At 52.2% G+C, this 18,637-nt stretch carries 19 protein-coding genes and 1 pseudogene; 17 read left to right on the forward strand and 3 right to left on the reverse strand.

Features of this window, described 5'->3' with window-relative positions:
* Nucleotides 1-80: 80 nt before the first annotated feature.
* The 4 genes from citF (at nt 81) to PCO85_09375 (ending at nt 4,033) form a co-directional block, all read left to right on the forward strand.
* Nucleotides 81-1,610: a citrate lyase subunit alpha gene (gene citF, locus PCO85_09360; GenBank protein WJV55569.1), complete on the forward strand. Its 1,530-nt coding sequence runs from the start codon at nt 81-83 to the stop codon at nt 1,608-1,610.
* An 11-nt stretch (nt 1,611-1,621) separates the two neighbouring features.
* Nucleotides 1,622-2,149 carry a citrate lyase holo-[acyl-carrier protein] synthase gene (citX, locus tag PCO85_09365; protein ID WJV56045.1) on the forward strand — a complete coding sequence of 176 codons (528 nt, stop codon included), beginning with the start codon at nt 1,622-1,624 and terminating at the stop codon, nt 2,147-2,149.
* A 25-nt stretch (nt 2,150-2,174) separates the two neighbouring features.
* Entirely contained in the window at nt 2,175-3,035 is an 861-nt protein-coding gene (gene citG / locus PCO85_09370; GenBank protein ID WJV56046.1) for a triphosphoribosyl-dephospho-CoA synthase CitG, read from the forward strand.
* A 254-nt stretch (nt 3,036-3,289) separates the two neighbouring features.
* Complete coding sequence (locus tag PCO85_09375; GenBank protein ID WJV55570.1) at nt 3,290-4,033, forward strand: flagellar brake protein; 744 nt, start codon at nt 3,290-3,292, stop codon at nt 4,031-4,033.
* Nucleotides 4,034-4,240: 207 nt separating this feature from the next.
* On the opposite strand, the gene PCO85_09380 is transcribed toward PCO85_09375, so the two are convergent.
* The gene (locus PCO85_09380) at nt 4,241-4,513 is read right to left on the reverse strand and encodes a hypothetical protein (protein ID WJV55571.1); all 273 of its coding nucleotides are present in this window, start codon (nt 4,511-4,513) and stop codon (nt 4,241-4,243) included.
* A 424-nt stretch (nt 4,514-4,937) separates the two neighbouring features.
* Between PCO85_09380 and PCO85_09385 the strand changes: the two genes are divergently transcribed.
* The 4 genes from PCO85_09385 to PCO85_09400 all read left to right on the forward strand — a co-directional run bounded on the left by PCO85_09385 (nt 4,938) and on the right by PCO85_09400 (nt 7,560).
* Entirely contained in the window at nt 4,938-5,081 is a 144-nt protein-coding gene (locus tag PCO85_09385; GenBank protein ID WJV55572.1) for a hypothetical protein, read from the forward strand.
* Nucleotides 5,071-6,432, forward strand: a complete 1,362-nt coding sequence (locus PCO85_09390) for an APC family permease (protein ID WJV55573.1) — start codon at nt 5,071-5,073, stop codon at nt 6,430-6,432. Before PCO85_09385 ends, PCO85_09390 begins: the two co-directional genes overlap by 11 nt.
* Nucleotides 6,433-6,811: 379 nt before the next feature.
* Nucleotides 6,812-7,102, forward strand: a complete 291-nt coding sequence (locus PCO85_09395) for a type II toxin-antitoxin system HigB family toxin (GenBank protein WJV55574.1) — start codon at nt 6,812-6,814, stop codon at nt 7,100-7,102.
* Nucleotides 7,102-7,560, forward strand: coding sequence for a helix-turn-helix domain-containing protein (locus PCO85_09400; protein ID WJV55575.1), 459 nt, complete (start codon nt 7,102-7,104; stop codon nt 7,558-7,560). Before PCO85_09395 ends, PCO85_09400 begins: the two co-directional genes overlap by 1 nt.
* A gap of 63 nt (nt 7,561-7,623) precedes the next feature.
* Here PCO85_09400 and sbcB read toward each other — a convergent pair whose 3' ends face one another.
* Nucleotides 7,624-9,051 carry an exodeoxyribonuclease I gene (gene sbcB, locus PCO85_09405; protein WJV55576.1) on the reverse strand — a complete coding sequence of 476 codons (1,428 nt, stop codon included), beginning with the start codon at nt 9,049-9,051 and terminating at the stop codon, nt 7,624-7,626.
* 318 nt (nt 9,052-9,369) lie between these two features.
* Between sbcB and PCO85_09410 the strand changes: the two genes are divergently transcribed.
* The 9 genes and pseudogenes from PCO85_09410 to PCO85_09450 all read left to right on the forward strand — a co-directional run bounded on the left by PCO85_09410 (nt 9,370) and on the right by PCO85_09450 (nt 17,796).
* Nucleotides 9,370-9,708 (forward strand): DUF496 family protein, encoded by a 339-nt coding sequence (locus PCO85_09410; GenBank protein WJV55577.1) that lies wholly within the window; start codon nt 9,370-9,372, stop codon nt 9,706-9,708.
* Nucleotides 9,677-9,916, forward strand: a complete 240-nt coding sequence (locus tag PCO85_09415) for a hypothetical protein (protein WJV55578.1) — start codon at nt 9,677-9,679, stop codon at nt 9,914-9,916. The genes PCO85_09410 and PCO85_09415 overlap by 32 nt, the downstream gene beginning before the upstream one ends.
* Nucleotides 9,917-10,230: 314 nt before the next feature.
* Nucleotides 10,231-12,483, forward strand: a complete 2,253-nt coding sequence (locus tag PCO85_09420) for a ComEC family protein (protein WJV56047.1) — start codon at nt 10,231-10,233, stop codon at nt 12,481-12,483.
* 39 nt (nt 12,484-12,522) lie between these two features.
* The gene (msbA, locus tag PCO85_09425) at nt 12,523-14,271 is read left to right on the forward strand and encodes a lipid A ABC transporter ATP-binding protein/permease MsbA (GenBank protein ID WJV55579.1); all 1,749 of its coding nucleotides are present in this window, start codon (nt 12,523-12,525) and stop codon (nt 14,269-14,271) included.
* Nucleotides 14,268-15,278, forward strand: a complete 1,011-nt coding sequence (gene lpxK, locus PCO85_09430; GenBank protein ID WJV55580.1) for a tetraacyldisaccharide 4'-kinase — start codon at nt 14,268-14,270, stop codon at nt 15,276-15,278. Before msbA ends, lpxK begins: the two co-directional genes overlap by 4 nt.
* A gap of 51 nt (nt 15,279-15,329) precedes the next feature.
* Nucleotides 15,330-15,512 (forward strand): Trm112 family protein, encoded by a 183-nt coding sequence (locus PCO85_09435; protein WJV55581.1) that lies wholly within the window; start codon nt 15,330-15,332, stop codon nt 15,510-15,512.
* Nucleotides 15,509-16,261, forward strand: coding sequence for a 3-deoxy-manno-octulosonate cytidylyltransferase (kdsB, locus tag PCO85_09440; GenBank protein WJV55582.1), 753 nt, complete (start codon nt 15,509-15,511; stop codon nt 16,259-16,261). Before PCO85_09435 ends, kdsB begins: the two co-directional genes overlap by 4 nt.
* Nucleotides 16,262-16,414: 153 nt before the next feature.
* Nucleotides 16,415-16,660, forward strand: a pseudogene (locus tag PCO85_09445) (pectate lyase).
* A gap of 242 nt (nt 16,661-16,902) precedes the next feature.
* Complete coding sequence (locus PCO85_09450; GenBank protein ID WJV55583.1) at nt 16,903-17,796, forward strand: YcbJ family phosphotransferase; 894 nt, start codon at nt 16,903-16,905, stop codon at nt 17,794-17,796.
* A gap of 5 nt (nt 17,797-17,801) precedes the next feature.
* On the opposite strand, the gene elyC is transcribed toward PCO85_09450, so the two are convergent.
* On the reverse strand, nt 17,802-18,602 hold the full coding sequence (gene elyC, locus PCO85_09455) for an envelope biogenesis factor ElyC (GenBank protein WJV55584.1): 801 nt from the start codon (nt 18,600-18,602) through the stop codon (nt 17,802-17,804).
* Nucleotides 18,603-18,637 lie beyond the last annotated feature (35 nt).

Genomic DNA, 18,637 nt, shown 5'->3' on the forward strand with positions numbered 1-18,637 from the left:
CAGACCGTTTTATGCACTGACCGGCCCGGTATGGACTGAGTACCTAACCGGCGGGTCATCAGCAATGACAGGATAAGATCATGAGTAACTTTATTGAAGCGCTGCAGAAGCAGTACCCGGAAAAAACCCATTTAGAACCGTTCGTCAGCGCCAATCACCACACGCCCTGGCTGAACGATATCACGCAGAAACATGAGCGTAAGCTATGCGCCTCTCTGGAGGACGCTATTCGTGAAAGCGGGCTGAAAGATGGCATGACAGTGTCGTTCCACCACCATTTCCGTGAAGGTGACAAAGTCATCAACCGGGTGATGGATACGTTGGCACAGATGGGGTTCAAAAACCTGACGCTGGCCTCTAGCTCCCTGATGAGCTGCAATGCCCCGCTGATTGAGCACATCCGCAATGGTGTGGTAACCCGTATTTTCACGTCCGGGATGCGTGGCAAACTGGCCGATGCCATTTCTCACGGCCTGATGAAAGAACCGGTACAGATTCATTCCCACGGTGGTCGTGTGCATCTGCTACAGAGCGGTGAACTGAAGATCGATCTGGCGTTCCTGGGAGTACCGTGCAGTGATGAATTCGGTAACGCCAACGGCACGGTCGGTAAATCTCGCTGTGGTTCGCTGGGATATGCCATGGTGGATGCCGAATTTGCCCACAAAGTGGTGCTGTTGACGGAAAGTCTGGTGCCATTCCCGAACATGCCTGCCAGCATTGTGCAGGATCAGGTAGATTACATCGTTCCGGTGGATGAAGTCGGTGACCCGGCCAAAATCAGCGTCGGCGCGGCCCGTGTTACCAGTAACCCGCGTGAACTGTTAATTGCCCGTAGTGCCGCTGATGTGATTGAACACTCCGGCTACTTCAAATCAGGTTTCTCTATCCAGACTGGTTCTGGCGCAGCCGCTACCGCGTGCACCCGTTTTCTGGAAGATCGCATGCAGAAGCAGAATATTGTGGCGCGTTTCGCCTTGGGCGGCATCACCGGCAGTATTGTCGATCTGCATGAGAAAGGGCTGATTGAGACCCTGTTGGATACGCAGTGTTTTGATGCTGGAGCCACTGCGTCGCTGGCGAAAAACCCGCAGCATGTGGAAATTTCCACTAATGTCTACGCCAACCCGACGGGTAAAGCAGCCTGCTGTGACCAACTGGATGTGGTGATTCTGAGTGCGTTGGAAATCGACCTCGATTTCAATGTCAACGTTATTACCGGTTCGGATGGTGTGATGCGTGGCGCATCCGGCGGTCACTGCGATGTGGCTACCGCTGCGAACCTGACTATCGTGGTCGCTCCGCTGATCCGTAGCCGTATTCCGACGGTGGTGCGTCAGGTGACGACGTGTGTTACGCCGGGAGAGAGTGTTGATGTCCTGGTGACCGATCACGGTATCGCAGTTAACCCGGCACGTCCGGAAGTGGCAGAGCGTCTGCAACAGGCCGGTCTTAAAGTCATGTCGATGGAAGCGCTGTATCAGCGTGCCACCGCGTTAGTGGGCGAGCCGAGAGCGATTGAGTTCCACGACCGTATTGTCGGGGTGATTCGCTACCGTGATGGCAGTGTGATCGATGTAGTCCGTCAGGTAAAAGAGGATAACGAGTGAGTGATGATACGTTGACCGAATCGGTCGCCGTTTCACTGGAAAACCTGTTGGCGGCGAAGGATCGCCGCGCCGCCCGGCAGCGCGAGCTGCTGGTGCGTTATAGCGCCACGCTGGTGTCGTTGACACTGGTGACGCCGGGTCCGGTGAAGGATTCGACACTGTACCGCCAGGCTATGCACGAAGCGGTAAGTGCCTTCGATGCGCTGTGTCGCGCGCGGGGCTGGAGTGTGCTGGAACATCAATTACATTGGTTGGAAACCGGGGCCGAAGGGTTCTGGGTAGTGAAGAAAGACGCTCTGTCGGTAAAAGCAGCGGCGATAGCATTGGAAGAGCATCACGCATTGGGTCGGTTGTGGGATTTCGATGTGTTTTGCCCACAGGAAGGTTCTATTGGTCGTTCCCTGCTGGCGCATGCCGGGCGTTCGTGTATGTTGTGTGGTGAACCGGCACATGCCTGTGCTCGCTCGCGGCGTCATCCACTGCCCGAGCTTATCCAACAGATTGAAGGAATGCTCCATGCCTATTTCGACCCGCACTGATACCGGTACGATCTCCTGCCATCCGATGGGAAACGCCTTTGTGCGCAATCCCGTCGCTGCGGGGCTACCCGATATCGACCGTCTGGTCGCCCGGGCGTTAACCGTTGAAGTCATGCTGACACCAAAACCAGGTCTGGTAGACAACGAGAATAATGGTTCACACCGGGATATGGACGTGCCGCTGTTTCAGTCAAGCATTACGGCGGTAGCACCCTGGTTCCGGCGGTTTACCGAAACAGGTTTCCATCATGCTTCCCTGCCGCTCAGGCAGTTACTCAGCTACGCTCGCCCGGTGGGAATTGCCTGCGAACAATCGATGCTGAAGGCGACATCCGGGGTCAACACCCATAAAGGCGGGATTTTTGCATTCGGATTACTGTGTACCGCCGCAGGATGGCTGGCGGGCCGTGGTCAGCCACAGACTCAGGCGCGGCTATGTCAGGCCGTGGCGGATATGTGTGGTGATCTGGTACACAATGAGCTGGAGAAGGGCGGTAGTGCGGTCACCGCCGGGGAGCTGCTGTTTCAGCGTCACGGGTTGACTGGGGCGCGAGGCGAAGCGGCCAGTGGTTTTGGCACCGTGCGGCAGTATGCGCTACCGGCATATCAGCAAGCGTTACAGCAGGGTGTGGATGAAGAAAAAGCGTTGCTACACACGCTGGTGGTGTTGATGGCCCATAATCCGGATACCAATGTGGTGTCGCGGGGTGGGATGGAAGGCCTGACGTTTGTACAGTCTTCCGCTCGCCGTCTGCTGGCGCAGGGAGTCAGCATTGCGGCGCTACAGGATATGAATCAGGCATTTGTCGTTCGCAATCTCAGCCCAGGAGGCAGTGCTGACTTGTTGGCGCTGACTTGGTTACTGTCCCACTATCCGGCTATCTGACGTTCTGTCAGCGATAGCTAAAGTTGATGTGGTAAATGCCGATACCGATTGAACGAATTGATCTGTTGTGATTCATTCAATCTATACTCGACATACTTCAAGTTGCATGTGCGTTGGCGGCGCTCAATGACATCCGAATCACTTACTTGAGTAAGTTCATCGGGATCTCTTCGTTTGCCGCCTGCCTGTAACGCGAATGATGTAGAGTAATTATCAGGTAGTTACCATTCAACTAATTCGTGGAGCTGGATGTAGTGGATGAGAATTTGAAAGAGCAGTTTGTTAAGCGCAACAAGCTGGCAATTTGTGCGACATTGCGGGAGTTAAAGAAAAACGATACCACTGTAATGGTGTACCATTCGCGCGGACAGTTCATCAGTAAAGTTCTGGATGTCCAGCCTGATAACGATATTTTTCTGTTTGATTTGGGTGGTCTGGAACAGGAAAACAGCCGGGCATTGTTTGCTGGCGAGTTGGATTTCCTGGCTGAACCTGCCGGTGCAAAAATCGAGTTCAAATCACATATCACACGCACAATGGAGTATGAAGGTCTGCCAGCGTTTTGTGCTGATATCCCGTCTCAACTCTACTATATACAGCGCCGTAATTTCTTCCGTATCACTTCTCCAGCGTGGCCGCCGATGGTTTGCCGGGGTACATTGCCGGATAAAAGCCAGTTCCAGTTTATGGTTAAAGATCTTTCGCTGGGCGGAATCTGCCTGTATACGGAGCGTGAAGATATTGACACGCTAATCAATTCCGGTGATGTGATTAAAAATGCGGAAATAGACTTGAATGACTATGGTCAGTTTACGCTGGACCTGGAGTTGGTGGGACAGGCTACCACCAAGCTGGTGAATAACAAAGGTGAGATAAAAAAAATGCAACGTCTGAGTTTCCGATTCCCGCAGTTGACGTCGCTGGAGGAGCGCGAGCTTCAGCAGGTGATTGTTGAACTGGAGTTAGAACAGAGCAAGAAACGTAAAAAATTCCAGTAATGATAATAGCGACGCTGGCGCACAGTGTCTTCTCGCTTAAATACAGATATTAAAATTTAATGCATTGATTAGTAATATTATTTTCGGTGTGTTCGCGTTATTTCGATGCCAGCTCACAGCGGGTGTAATAGGCAGCTGGCACGGCAAAAACGACATGCGGCAGGCGCGGAGAGTTTTGACCGTTTGATGAGGGGAACCGGGTACTGACTACGCCTTCGCTTGATCATCGTTTCCACCATCGCCACCGTGACCGCCAGGAGCATTGTCTGACGAACCCCCATTGCCGCCGTTCAAACAATCCGTTCCCGGGATACCGTTTTTCCCATTCTGCCCATTACGCTGTCCATTCTGGCCGTTCTGACGCTCACAGGCGGATAATTGATATTGAACAACTTGATGCGTTTGACCTATGGCCTGAGTCGGTATGAAAAATACCGTAGCGAAGGAGGTGAGGACGAGTGATTTTTGCAATGTTGTCATGATAATTCCTTTTATTACAAGATTAAGGGCATGAGCCACGTTACATCACCACTGTCACTATCATCGGACGCGTTACTTGCCGCCCTCTGACGTAGTCTTACCACGTCATGGCACGCTCTGATTAAAACAGTCAGCAGGTGGCTCATTATATAAAGAACGCACGTTGCATCGAAACTCAGATCTTAAGGGCAGGCGGCTGAGATGTGAAAAAGGTGTAAGGATCATAAATTTTTAAAAATTGCTTTCGTGACGGGCCTGGTCTTGTCACCACAACTTCTCTGGGGCAAAATACGCGCCCTACAAATAACCGACGTTGATAGCGTCGGTTATTTTTTTGTAGTCATGTTTCCTGCAAGAGGCCGGAACACATTCCGGATAGATATCAGTAAAATGTATGCCATAGCGCAACGCAGAGGAAAAAGAAATGGGGCAAGTCGTTGTTTTTGTACCGGTGCCCGCCGGTTTATCCCGTAAGATCCGTGATGACGTTGTCATGATGACAGCGGTTGTATCAGATGATGCGTCACTCGCCGGTGCTGGCAATGGAGGGACGCAGTATGTCGCTTGAGACAACGGTTTCCAGTCAACGTATCCAATTAAGAAAAACCCTCACGTTGTGGCAAGTGGTCATGATGGGGCTTGCCTATTTACAACCCATGACGATTTTCGACACTTTCGGTATTGTGTCGGGGTTAACGGATGGACATGTTGCTACTGCGTATATTTTCGCATTGATCGGCATTCTGTTTACTGCACTGAGCTATGGCAAACTGGTGCGCCGCTTTCCTTCCGCTGGTTCAGCATACACTTATGCCCAAAAGGCCATCAGTCCGCATATTGGTTTTATGGTTGGCTGGTCTTCGCTGCTGGACTACCTGTTTATGCCGATGATCAACATTCTGCTGGCAAAAATTTATCTGGAAGCGATTTTCCCCGGTGTGCCGTCATGGATCTTCGTGGCAGCGCTGGTAGGGCTGATGACGCTGTTTAACCTGCGCGGCATCAATATTGTCGCCAACCTGAATTCCATCATTGTGGTGGTGCAGGTGGCGGTTATGCTGGTGTTTCTTGCGTTGGTGATCCACGGTGTGTCTCATGGAGAAGGCACAGGAACGCTGCTCAGCCGTAAACCGTTCTGGTCGGAGAATGCCCATGTGGTGCCGATGGTGACCGGTGCGACCATTCTGTGTTTCTCGTTCCTCGGGTTTGATGGTATCAGCTCTCTGTCAGAGGAGACGCCGGATGCCGGGCGGGTTATCCCGAAAGCGATTTTCCTGACGGCGCTGATTGGCGGCATCATTTTTGTGGTGGTGTCCTACTTCCTGCAACTCTATTTCCCGGATATTTCCCGCTTCAAAAACCCGGATGCCTCACAGCCGGAAATTATGTTGTATGTGGCGGGTAAACTGTTCCAGTCGATCATTCTGGTATTTTCCTGCGTAACGGTGCTGGCTTCCGGTATGGCGGCTCACGCCGGGGTGTCTCGCCTGATGTATGTAATGGGGCGTGATGGCGTCTTTCCGACGCGTTTCTTTGGCTATATTCATCCGACATGGCGTACGCCGGCATTGAACATATTGTTGGTCGGGGTGATTGCGCTGTCGGCGGTATCTTTTGATTTGGTTACGGCCACGGCACTAATCAATTTTGGCGCGCTGGTGGCGTTTACTTTCGTGAACCTGTCGGTAATATCACAGTTCTATATTCGAGAACGCCGTAATGCCACACTGAAAGACACCTTCAATTACCTGATTTTGCCAATACTGGGGGCGTTGGCTGTCGGCGCACTGTGGCTCAATCTGGAACAAACGTCCATGACCCTGGGTCTGGTGTGGGCCACTGTGGGTCTGCTGTATCTGGTGGTTGTGACACGCCGCTTTCGTCAGCCGGTTCCACAGTGTAATGAAGAGTTGGTTTAACGTCCCGTAAACCCACTAAACGCCATGTCTCACGCTGTGTCTTGGCTGCGTGAGACATGAGTGACAAACGCTTCGTTGTGTTCTGTAACGAATGCCTGCACAGGCAGGCATTCGCTTTCTAATCAACGTATCCGTTTGAACGGATTCAATATTGGTGCCACGACAATAATGTTCAGGCATCTTTGCGACCCGTATTCCTGATGTCATCCATTCTCTTGGCAATATTTACTGCCCTTCGATAAGTTATCGGCGAACCTTTTGTGGTTGTCCATACCGGGATTCAGTCGCACTGATCGCGGGTCATAACAGGAAATTTTATCGGTAAGTATGCTTCCCTTTTTGGGAATGATAGGTGTATACTTCCCAAAAAGGGAATTTGATGACAATGAAAGTAAGAGGACGAGACAAACTTCATGTCCTTTGCATGAAACATAACCAGGCCAGAGGCGTGGTTGAGGCTTGGTACGATGATGTCAGCCGTGCAGAGTGGGTAACGCCTCAGGATATTAAATGGCGTTATCGGCGTGCAGATTTTCTGGCGCATAACCGGGTGATATTTAATCTTAAAGGTAATGCTTTCCGGCTGGTGGTTCAGGTGGTTTATGTCGCGGGGACGGTCATTGTTGAGCGGATTGGCGCCCACGCAGATTACGATAAATGGAGATTATAATGATGATGGCATCCTGGAAAATATTCCGAACGCATGAGGATTATGAAAAGGGAATGGCGCGTCTCGCCATGTTGGCGGACGGTGATTTATTACCGGGTAGTGAAGCGCTGGACGAATTTGAGCTAGTGAGTCTGTTGGTCGGTCACTATGAAGATGCACATTACCCGCTGGCAAAACCCGATCCAATTGAGGTCATCAAGCTCATCATGGATCAACAAGGGTTGTCTCAGGCTGACTTAACGCGATACATCGGTTCACCGTCCAAGGTTTCCGAAGTGATTAACCGTAAACGTCCGTTAAGCCTGACGATGATAAGAAAACTGCATGAAGGGCTGGGAATCCCGGCAGAAGTCCTGATTCAGGATATGAATGCATCGGAGGAGGCGTCGTCAACTGAAACAGTTTCTCCCCGTTGCACGGCACCCGCCTGGGGACGTCTGCGGGTGCATTCTCGCTAAACAATGCGAGCACTATCAGCTGGATGGACGTCGGCCTGACAAACAACGCATAAAACAGGGTGTTTACTCTGCCAGTTGTTGGGCGTAAGTAAATAATGCCTTGAGTAACGTTATCTTTTTTTCATCCCCAGCATAAAGCTGGTACAGCGCATCCAATTGAGTGATGTATGACTGTAATCGCTCTGGCGTGAGTATTTCGCGGCGATGTTGCAACCAGCGTTGTTGCTCCAGATCATCCAGGGTTGTGGGGTAATTACGAGCACGATAGCGGAACAATAGCGGAATCATGCGGTTATCCACAAACTGCATATCCAGTGCGGGAAGATTCTGTGGTGCGGTTTCCCGGATAATTGTCATTGCGGCACGGTCGGCATCGCCGAAAAAACCGTTATAAAGTTGCATATCGACGTCGTTCACCACTTCAAACGCCGGGGCGTCCGCATACAACGCGACCACCTTTTCCCGCACCTGCGGGTGTTGACGTAATTGATGCAGGTTATTCAGACAATGCTGGCGATCAATGCCCAACCGAGCCGCGTCTTCCGGGCGGAGTGTGTTGGCTGGTGCCAGTACCGGACATTTATTGATATGCACCAGTTTAATAGGAACCGGGGATTGGTCTTCGGCAAGTTTGTCACGGCGGGTATAAAGTCGAGCCCGCAGTTCTTCGGGTTCCAGTTCCAGCAGCGGTGTGATGTCTCCGGCCAGATCGCACATGATCACCGCATTACGGTTATCCGGATGCCATGCCAGCGGTACTACCCAACTGGTATTGCCCCGAGCCGAGCCGAACATCCCGGAAACATGCAGTAAAGGTTTCATTTGCGGGACGTCTATCAGCGCACTGACCTTATTTTTATTGCGAAGCGTATACAGGTAATCAAACAGCTTCGGCTGTGCCTGTTTCAGCAATCGGGCCATGGCGATGGTGGCGTAAACGTCGGACATGGCATCGTGCGCGTGTTCGTGTTCAATACCGTTGGCGCGAGTCAGATGTTCCAACCGGAAGCTGGTAAATCCATCGTCATTTTCCGGCCAGATAATACCCTCGGGACGTAGGGCGAAGCAGGCACGCAGCACGTCCAGCAGATCCCAGCGCGAGTTGCCGTTTTGCCAACTGTACGCGTAGGGATCGTAGAAATTACGATAAAAAAGGTTACGGCTGACTTCATCATCAAAACGAATATTGTTGTACCCCATAATGCAGGTACCAGGAACGCTGAAGGCGTCATGAATCTGACGGGTAAACTCGGCTTCACAGACGCCCTGGCTCAGTGCGGTCTGTGGCGTAATACCGGTGATCATCACGGCTTCCGGCTCAGGCAGGTAATCGTCGGCGGGCTGGCAGTAAATCACCAGAGGGTCACCAATAATATTGAAGTCTTCATCGGTACGGATGCCCGCAAACTGTGCCGGACGATCTTTTGCCGGATGTATGCCGAAGGTTTCATAATCGTGGATGAAAAAGGTGGATTGGGTTTTATCAGCCATATCTGCGTTTCAATCAACGTTGGGTGCGATGCAAAAAAGTAAGGATATCATTGATTCCTCATCCTGTTGCGCTTTCCTGCCGGTTTTACGTTATGCGCCGATAAAATCTGTACCAGAGCGTATCCTATTAAGGAGAGCCACATAAAGAGGATTTTGTAATCACCGGCGATAGGAAAAGTCATAAAACCGTGTCAACCTGACGTTTAAGATCAATAAACCGGGATGACAGTAAAAAACCGTCTTGTCGCCGATAGCTGCTACCCTGTATGTTTAGTACAGGTCAACAAATCTTAATACGAGTCAAGTAAGGGTAGAGAAATGGATAAGGGCAACAACAAACCATGTTTCCAGGACGTGTTGGAGTTCGTGCGTATGTTCCGTCGTAAAAACAAATTACAGCGTGAAATCGTTGATAACGAAAAGAAAATTCGTGATAACAAAAAACGTGTACTGCTGCTGGATAACTTGAGTGAGTACATCAAGCCTGGGATGTCAATTGAAGATATTCAGGCCATTATCGCCAACATGCGTGGTGACTATGAAGACCGTGTGGATGAGTACATCATCAAAAACGCGGATCTTTCGAAAGAGCGTCGTGAGTTATCACATAAAATCAAAGAAATGGGTGAAATTAAACCGAGCGCTGAAGAAAAATAATCCCGCTCTGCACCAGGGCTGCCCGGCAGCCCTGATCAAATCCGCCGCCAAGTGGCCTGAAGTCCCTGGCGGTGTATTCGATCGTGATCGACGATCCGGTGGTGATTTCGGGTATCAAAGCCTGTTTCTGTCTCATACAGAACGCTACTCACGGCTGAAAGCGACCTTGCCCACGCATCATTCCCTTCGATTTTTTGATAATGGCTAAAGCATAATCCTTCGCCGCCTGATAAATCCTCTTGAATTTGACCTTAGATAGTGTTCGGGTTTGGCTGACTGGTGATGTGCACAGACAGCGAGCCGCTCAATACTCTCATCAGCACTCCCCCCTGATGTACTGAAACAGAATGCAACAGAGAAGACTATTTGCGGCAGTGATTCCGGCTTTCTTTTCTGATGCTGTCATGGCGATGACCGGTCTGGCAGACTGCATACCGTAATGAATTGTCGCCAGCGTGATGGCAATGTGACCGGAAGTGACGCACCGGACGGTCATCAAAGGGAAAGGGACATACCATCAGAATTTCATTGAATCAACTGGCGGTCACATTGGTTGTCGGCACGTTGCCTCTGCTGGTGTTGCCCAGGATTCCCGATACCGGAACGCTAATGCTGTTGCTACCGTTGTTGCTATTGGTGCGAACACGGTTTTATGTGGTTGGACTGGTAGCAGTTGGCGTGTTCTGGAGTAGTTACAGTGCCCGCATGACGCTCGGGCAGATAGATGCGTACAGTGTCAAACCGGTGACCGCACAGGTCAGCATCAGCAGTATGCGATTCGCTAAGGCGGGTAGTGAGACGCCGGAAGTGCGTGTGTGGCAGGTTAATCAGCGTTGGATATTTCCACCGCTGTACGTCAGGTTGAATGCCATGCCGCCAATGGCCGACTGGTGTGGAGGGCAACAATGGCAGATGAGACTGCGCTTGCGACCAGCGCACAGCCGCTTGAATGAAGGTGGATTTGACCGTCAGCGTTGGGCACTGGCGCATCGACAACTCTTTACCGGACGGGTGCTGAGTGCAGAGGTGATGTCCGCTGACTGTAGCCTGCGCCAACGGTTGATCGCCCGGATTGAGCAACACACGGCGTCGCTGCCGTGGCGGTCTATTTTGCTGGCATTGGCGGTAGGGGAGATGGCCACGCTGGCGGATGAAACCCGTATTCTGTTGCAGCATACCGGGACGATGCACTTGATGGTGATATCCGGGCTGCATGTTGCGTTGGCGGCGCTGTTCGGCTGGGGTATCGCCCGTGCAATTCAGTACAGTTTTCCCCCACGCTGGATTGGTTATCGCTTTCCGCTGACGTTTGGCTGGTTGGTGGCCTGGGGTTATGTCGCGCTGGCTGGCGGTAATCCGCCAGCGGTCAGAGCAGCACTGGCGCTCAGTTTCTGGACACTGTTGCGGTTGCGGGGCATCAGCTGTTCTCCCTGGCAAGTGTGGTTGTGGTGTGTCGCCTTAATTCTGTTCAGTGATCCGCTCAGCATTCTGTCGGATAGTTTCTGGTTATCCTGCCTGGCGGTAGCATCATTAATTTTCTGGTATCAGTGGGCGCCGCTACCCATTCGTTTTCAGCGCGATAAACGTTGGTTTCTACTGCGTTGGCTGCATTTGCAATGGGGAATCACGCTGTTGCTGTTGCCGCTACAGATTGTATTGTTTCATGGCATGAGCCTGACATCGCTGCCGGCCAATTTGTGGGCGGTGCCATTGGTCTCGTTTATTTCCACTCCATTGATTCTGCTGGCTTTACCGTTGACGGGTGTGCTGGATATCGGGGCCGGTGTGTGGTGGCTGGCAGATCGTTCTCTGGCGCTGGTGTTTGCCCCATTGACAATGGTGCAGGATGGCTGGTGGGATCGCGGGGCTGATTTTCTGGCGTTCAGTGCTTTTGGATGGGGGGCGGTGATTATCTGGCGTTTTGCCTGGTGGCGACAGTATCCCGTCAGTATCGGCGCTCTGCTGTTATTTGTGCTCGTCAGGCCGAAGACGCCATCACCTGATTGGCGGGTAGACATGCTGGATGTCGGGCATGGTCTGGCGGTAGTGATAGAGCGCCAGGGAAAGGCGATATTGTATGATACCGGTAATCGCTGGGAAGGCGGGGATATGGTCAGCCGGGAAATCCTGCCATATCTTAAATGGCGAGGGTTACAACTGGAGAAAATCATTATCAGCCATAGTCATCTGGATCATATCGGTGGATTACAGACATTACAGCGTATTTTTCCCACCATACCGGTTTATAGTCCGCTGCGACAGCATAACCATCTACCCTGTGTCCGTGGGCAACAATGGCGCTGGCAGACATTGACATTCAGCGTACTGTGGCCGCCAACACGGGTACAATCTGCCGGAAACAATGATTCCTGTGTCGTTCGCATTGACGATGGCAGGCACCGGGTATTGCTGACCGGTGATCTGGAGGCGGAAGCCGAAGCCGAGTTATTAAAAAACCAACGCACTTTGCTGGCGGCGGAAGTATTGCAGGTACCGCATCATGGCAGTAGCACATCGTCATCGCCACCGTTCATACGGGCCGTTGGCGCCACGACCATTTTGGCTTCAGCAGCACGCTACAGCCCGTGGCGGCTGCCGGCTGCAAAGATTGTGCGGCGTTATCGTGATTATGGATATCAGTGGGCGGACACGGCGACATTCGGTCAACTGAGTGTGCGTTTTTTCAACGATTCATGGCAAATATTACGCTACAGGAGGGACATATCCCCTCGTTGGTTCCACAGGTGGTTTGGCGGTAGCCGGGATAATGAGTAATATAGGCGGCTATTTCTTTAATAGGCTCAGGTTTATTGCATGATGAATGATAAAGATCTCTCCACGTGGCAGACGTTTCGTCGCCTCTGGCCGATGATCTCTCCTTTTAAAACAGGGTTGATTGTGGCGGCCGTTGCGCTGGTGATCAACGCCGCTGGCGATACACTGATGCTGTCGCTGCTCAAACCGCTGCTGGATGAGGGGTTTGGTAAAGCTGACCGTAGCATTCTGGTATGGATGCCGCTGGTGGTTATCGGGCTGATGGTCATGCGCGGTGTGTCGGGCTTTGTTTCCAGCTACTGTGTCGCCTGGGTTTCCGGAAAAGTAGTCATGAACATGCGTCGCCGCTTGTTCAGCCATATCATGGGGATGCCAGTTTCTTTCTTTGATCAGCAATCGACCGGTACGCTGTTATCTCGTATCACCTATGATTCTGAGCAGGTAGCTTCCTCATCGTCCAACGCGCTGATTACGGTCGTGAGAGAAGGCGCGTCAATCATCGGCTTGTTTGTGCTGATGTTCTGGTATAGCTGGCAGTTGTCACTGATTCTGATCGTGATTGCCCCAGTTGTATCTTATTGTATTCGGGTGGTATCCAAACGCTTTCGCGCTATCAGTAAAAACATGCAGAACACCATGGGGCAGGTGACCACCAGTGCGGAACAGATGCTTAAAGGACATAAAGAAGTATTGATTTTTGGCGGACAAGAAGTGGAGGCCGCGCGCTTTGACATTGTCAGCAACCGTATGCGTCAACAAGGCATGAAACTGGTGTCCGCCGCGTCCATTTCTGATCCCATCGTGCAGTTGATCGCGTCACTGGCGTTGGCATTTGTGCTCTATGCCGCCAGTTTTCCTTCGGTAATGGCGACGCTCACCGCAGGTACCATCACCGTGGTGTTCTCTTCCATGATTGCGCTGATGCGCCCGCTGAAATCGCTGACTAACGTCAATTCCCAGTTTCAGCGTGGTATGGCGGCTTGCCAGACTCTGTTCTCAATTCTGGATTTGGATCAGGAAAAAGACACTGGCCAGCGGACGCTGGAACATGTTCAAGGCACTATTGAATTCCGTAACGTGGATTTTGCCTATCCGGGTAAGGAAACGTTGGCGTTGAAAAATATCAGTTTGCAGATTCCGCCGGGAAAAACCGTGGCACTGGTCGGGCGCTCTGGTTCGGGTAAATCCACTATCGCCAACCTGATTACCCGTTTTTATGATATTCAGTCCGGTGAAATTATGCTGGACGGGCATGATCTGCGTGAATATACCTTGGCTACGCTGCGCAGCCAGGTGGCGGTGGTTTCTCAAAATGTGCATCTGTTCAACGACACTATCGCCAACAATATTGCTTATGCCTGTAATGACCGCTACAGCCGTGAAGATATTGAGCGTGCGGCTGAAATGGCGCACGCGATGGATTTTATCAGCAAGATGGAGCAGGGGCTGGATACGATCATTGGCGAGAATGGCGTGCTGTTGTCTGGTGGTCAGCGTCAGCGTATCGCCATCGCCCGTGCGTTACTGCGTGATTGCCCGATTCTGGTTCTGGATGAAGCGACCTCCGCGTTGGATACCGAGTCGGAGCGTGCGATTCAGGCCGCACTGGATGAATTGCAGAAAGATCGTACGGCATTGGTTATTGCCCATCGTCTTTCCACCATTGAAAATGCGGATGAAATTCTGGTGGTGGAAGAAGGGCGGATTGTTGAGCGTGGCGAACATGCTGAATTACTGTCACGTAACGGGGCATATGCCCAGCTGTATAGAATGCAGTTTGGCGCATGATTGAGCGCATCTGGTCGGGACAATCGCGGCTGTATTGGCTGTTGATACCGCTGTCGGTGTTGTTCGGGCTGATCAGCGGTTTCATCCGCTTAAGTTATCGCCTGGGATGGCGTCGCGCCTGGCGCGCGCCCTTACCGGTGGTGGTGGTGGGCAATCTGACTGCCGGTGGTAATGGCAAGACCCCCGTTGTTATCTGGCTGGTGGAACAACTCCAGCGGCGGGGTTACCGGGTCGGCGTGGTATCGCGTGGCTACGGTGGCAAAGTGGATCACTATCCGTTGGTGGTCAGTGATACTGTCACCACGGCACAGGCCGGGGATGAGCCAATATTGATATATCAGCGTACCGGTGCGCCAGTGGCGGTGGCGCCCAAGCGTTGTGAGGCGGTTGCCGCATTGCTGGCACAGCATTCGCTGGATGTGATTATCACCGATGATGGATTGCAACATTACGCGCTGGCGCGGGATATGGAACTGGTAGTGGTAGATGGTGTGCGGCGGTTTGGTAACGGCTGGTGGTTGCCCGCCGGCCCGATGCGTGAACGAGCCTGGCGGCTGAAAACCGTTGATGCCGTGATTGTGAATGGCGGTGAAGCCAGCGCGGGTGAAATTGCCATGCATCTGACTGCGAGCGAAGCGGTGAATCTGGTCAGTGGTGAGCGACGTAGCGTGACAGATTTTCCTGCATGGGTGGCGATGGCGGGGATTGGACATCCGCCGCGTTTTTTTACCACCTTGCGTGAGAAAGGGGCCACGCTATGCCGTGAAGTGGCATTTGCCGATCACCAAAGCTATCAACCGGAGCACCTCAGTGCTCTGACGGACAATCAATCACAGCCGTTGATCATGACAGAAAAGGATGCTGTCAAATGTCGTCATTTCGCCCAGACGAACTGGTGGTATCTGCCAGTAGACGCGGTATTATCCGAGGTGCCTGCCGCTGCGTTATTGTCCCGGCTGGAACAACTGCTAGCGAATTATCAGCAGGGGAAGCATCGTGCAGATTGATGCGGGTCTGGGTTTCCCTTCACTTATAAATAGCTTCTTTATGGAGGAAGCATGGATCACCGTTTGCTTGAAATTATTGCCTGTCCGGTATGTAACGGGCGCTTGGTCTTTGATAAAGAGAAGCAGGAACTAATTTGCAAAACAGAAAGGCTGGCATATCCGGTTCGTGACGGTATTCCGGTGTTGCTGGAACATGAGGCGCGCAAACTGTCGCAGGATGAGATTTCACGATGAATTTTATCGCTATTATTCCGGCCCGTTTTGCGTCGAGTCGTTTACCCGGTAAGCCGTTGGCGGATATCAATGGTAAACCGATGGTGGTGCATGTGATGGAGCGGGCACAAGAGTCTGGTGCTCAGCGCGTGATTGTGGCAACCGACCATCCGGATGTCGAGCAGGTGATCCAACAGGCGGGGGGCGAAGTGTGCCTGACCAGCCCACACCACCATTCCGGTACTGAGCGTCTGGCCGAAGTCATTGAACGGTATGGCTTTGCAGATGACGATATCATTGTGAATGTGCAAGGTGACGAGCCGATGATCCCGCCGGTTATCATTCGGCAGGTAGCCGAAAACCTGGCGGCCAGTGTCGCCGGGATGGCAACGTTGGCGGTTCCGATCACCACTAGCGAAGAAGCGTTTAATCCCAATGCGGTAAAAGTGGTGACTGATGCTGAAGGCTATGCACTCTATTTTTCTCGCGCTACGATCCCCTGGGATCGCGAACGGTTTGCTCAATCGAAAGCAACCATTGGTGATCATTTTCTGCGTCATATCGGTATTTATGCCTATCGCGCTGGCTTTATCCGCCGCTATGTAAGCTGGGAACCCAGCCAACTGGAACAGATTGAGTTGCTGGAGCAACTGCGAGTGCTGTGGTATGGCGAGAAAATTCATGTCGCAGTGGCAAAAGAAATCCCCTCCGTGGGTGTCGATACTCCGGAAGATTTGGCTCGCGTGCGGATTGCGATGGCGGCGGGTTGAATTCTTCAGTGTGAAGTCGGTTTTATGCCTGTGAAAACAGGCATACCGCACCGACTTGAATAAGAGCGTCCCGTTTCGCGGGAATAGCAGAAGGTTCCCATCCCGCATGCCCACATCCTGACATGCCATCACCCCTACCACAGCGGTACTGCGCTGTCCAATAGCAGCGGTGCCAACATGCGTTATAACGCCTGGAATTTCAGCAATGTGTTGTCCGATGCTGAATTCCGCAGCGTATCCACCAGCGGTTGGGATGCAGCCCGCGAATCCGACGGCAGTCTGCCTGAGTTGAAAAGTCTGCACCTGGCATCCGGCAGTTGGATGATCGACAAGGGGGGTAATGTCAAATTGCCATACAAGGGATCCGCACCGGACCTTGGCGCGTTTGAACGTGAGTAAGTCTTAAGACGAATGCCTGTGTGCCCGTGGGCATCATCGTTGAGCGCGGCGCGGATGTTCTTGTCGCGGAAAAATCGTGGCATTTCATGTTATTTCCGCGTAAGCGGGCATCCGCGCCTGATCAGATTATTATTAATCGATGCCTGCTTTACACTTTATTTGATCTGTATTGAAGAAATTGTCATTTTCTGACCGCATGATAAATGCGTGAGCACTCCTGCTCAACAGAGGTCTGGCCGTTTATGGAATTGTTAAAAGCGGAATTAAGTACGGTACTGGGGGAGTCGCTCAGTCGTCTCGAATGTATCAGTGAACAACCCTATGCCAACCTGTATGCCTTGTACGATAAAGAAGGCAATGCCATTCCGTTGCTTGCCAAAGGGTATGTCTGCCAGGGTATCGCACAACAGGAAGCTTACAAGCTGACCATGCTGGCTCGTGAGGGAGATGTCCGTTTGCCAACCGTATATGGGCTGGTCACCACCCATCAGCCGCCTTATAAAGAACTGTTGTTGATCGAACGGTTACGCGGCGTTTCGGTGGAGGCACCACCCAGAACCCCCGCTCGCTGGGTGTCACTGATGGATCAGATCGTGGAAAGTGTGTTGGCCTGGCATCGGATTGATAGCCACAGTTGTGTTGGTACGGTTGACAGTATTCAGGAAAATAGCTGGGTCAACTGGTATCAGCAGCGGTTAGAGGTGCTATGGGCCACCGTGGTGAACGTCAATGCCCCGCTGTTAACGCAGGAAGATCGCACCTTACTTTATCGTTCCCGTGAGTGTTTACCCGAATTGTTTGACGATTTCGATGATGGATGTGTATTGGTGCACGGCAATCTGTCATTGCGCAGTATGTTGAAAGATGCTCGCAGCGATCAATTGCTGGCGATGATCAATCCCGGCATTGTGCTGTGGGCGCCACGGGAATATGAACTGTTCCGGCTGTGTGAGTCCGGTATGCCGGAACAATTGCTGTATCACTACCTCAGCAAGGCACCGGTGGCTGAAGATTTCATCTATCGCCGCTGGTTGTATGCCATTTGGGAAGCGATTTCCCGCTATATCCACACCGGGCAACTGGACCGGAGCGTCTTCGATATTGCTTCCCGCGAACTGCTGCCCTGGCTGGAATAGCGTGATTATTCCTGCTTCTGCTTCTGCTTCTGCGGTTCTGTTGTGCCGCTAATGTACTGCCATAAGTTGCCCAGCGTTTCATACCAGGCGCGTTCACTGTGTGAAAGATACAGTGCGGACGGGAAGATTTTTTCCCACGGATTCAGTGGCGTAGTGATTGCCAATTGGTTAGCGGGAGCCGGAATCGGGTTTAATCCCTGAGCCTGAAAGAAGCGCATCGCCCGTGGCATATGGCTGGCCGAGGTGACTAATATAAAAGGTTGCTGACCGATCAGCGCGAAGGTGGCCATGGCTTCCTCCTCGGTATCCCGGGGGGTATCCAGTAACTGCATATCCTGTGTCGGCACGCCGAGGCTTTCCGCTACCTGGGATGCGACCTTGGCGCTACTGACCGGATTACCCTGTGCCGCAGCGCCGGTAAATATCAGTTTCGAACCCGGATTGGCGCGGTAGAGTCGAACGCCTTCGGCCACACGGGCCAGACTATTGTTGATCAGATTGGAACTGGGCGCCCAGTCTGGATTGAAGGTGTAACCACCGCCCAGTACCACAATATAGTTGACATGCGGTGCCTGCGGGCCGGACTGCCAGGTGTGATACTGCGATTCCAGCGGTAGCAGCAGGTAGTCGGCCACGGGTTGCAGGCTAATCAGCAACAGTGTCAGCCAGCTTAGCGATAGCAGCGTTTTCCCGGATTTTTGCCAACGGGAAAACCAGATTAGCAGTAGAGCCATTCCCATCAGTAGCAGCAGCAAAGGCAACGGTTGCAGCAAGCTGCCGATATATTTTTTGGCGGCAAAAAGCATAAAATAGTGTCCGTTTTGAGTGAAAAAACGCCATC

Source organism: Prodigiosinella aquatilis (assembly GCA_030388725.1).
In the GTDB taxonomy this organism is placed as follows: Bacteria; Pseudomonadota; Gammaproteobacteria; order Enterobacterales; family Enterobacteriaceae; genus Prodigiosinella; species Prodigiosinella aquatilis.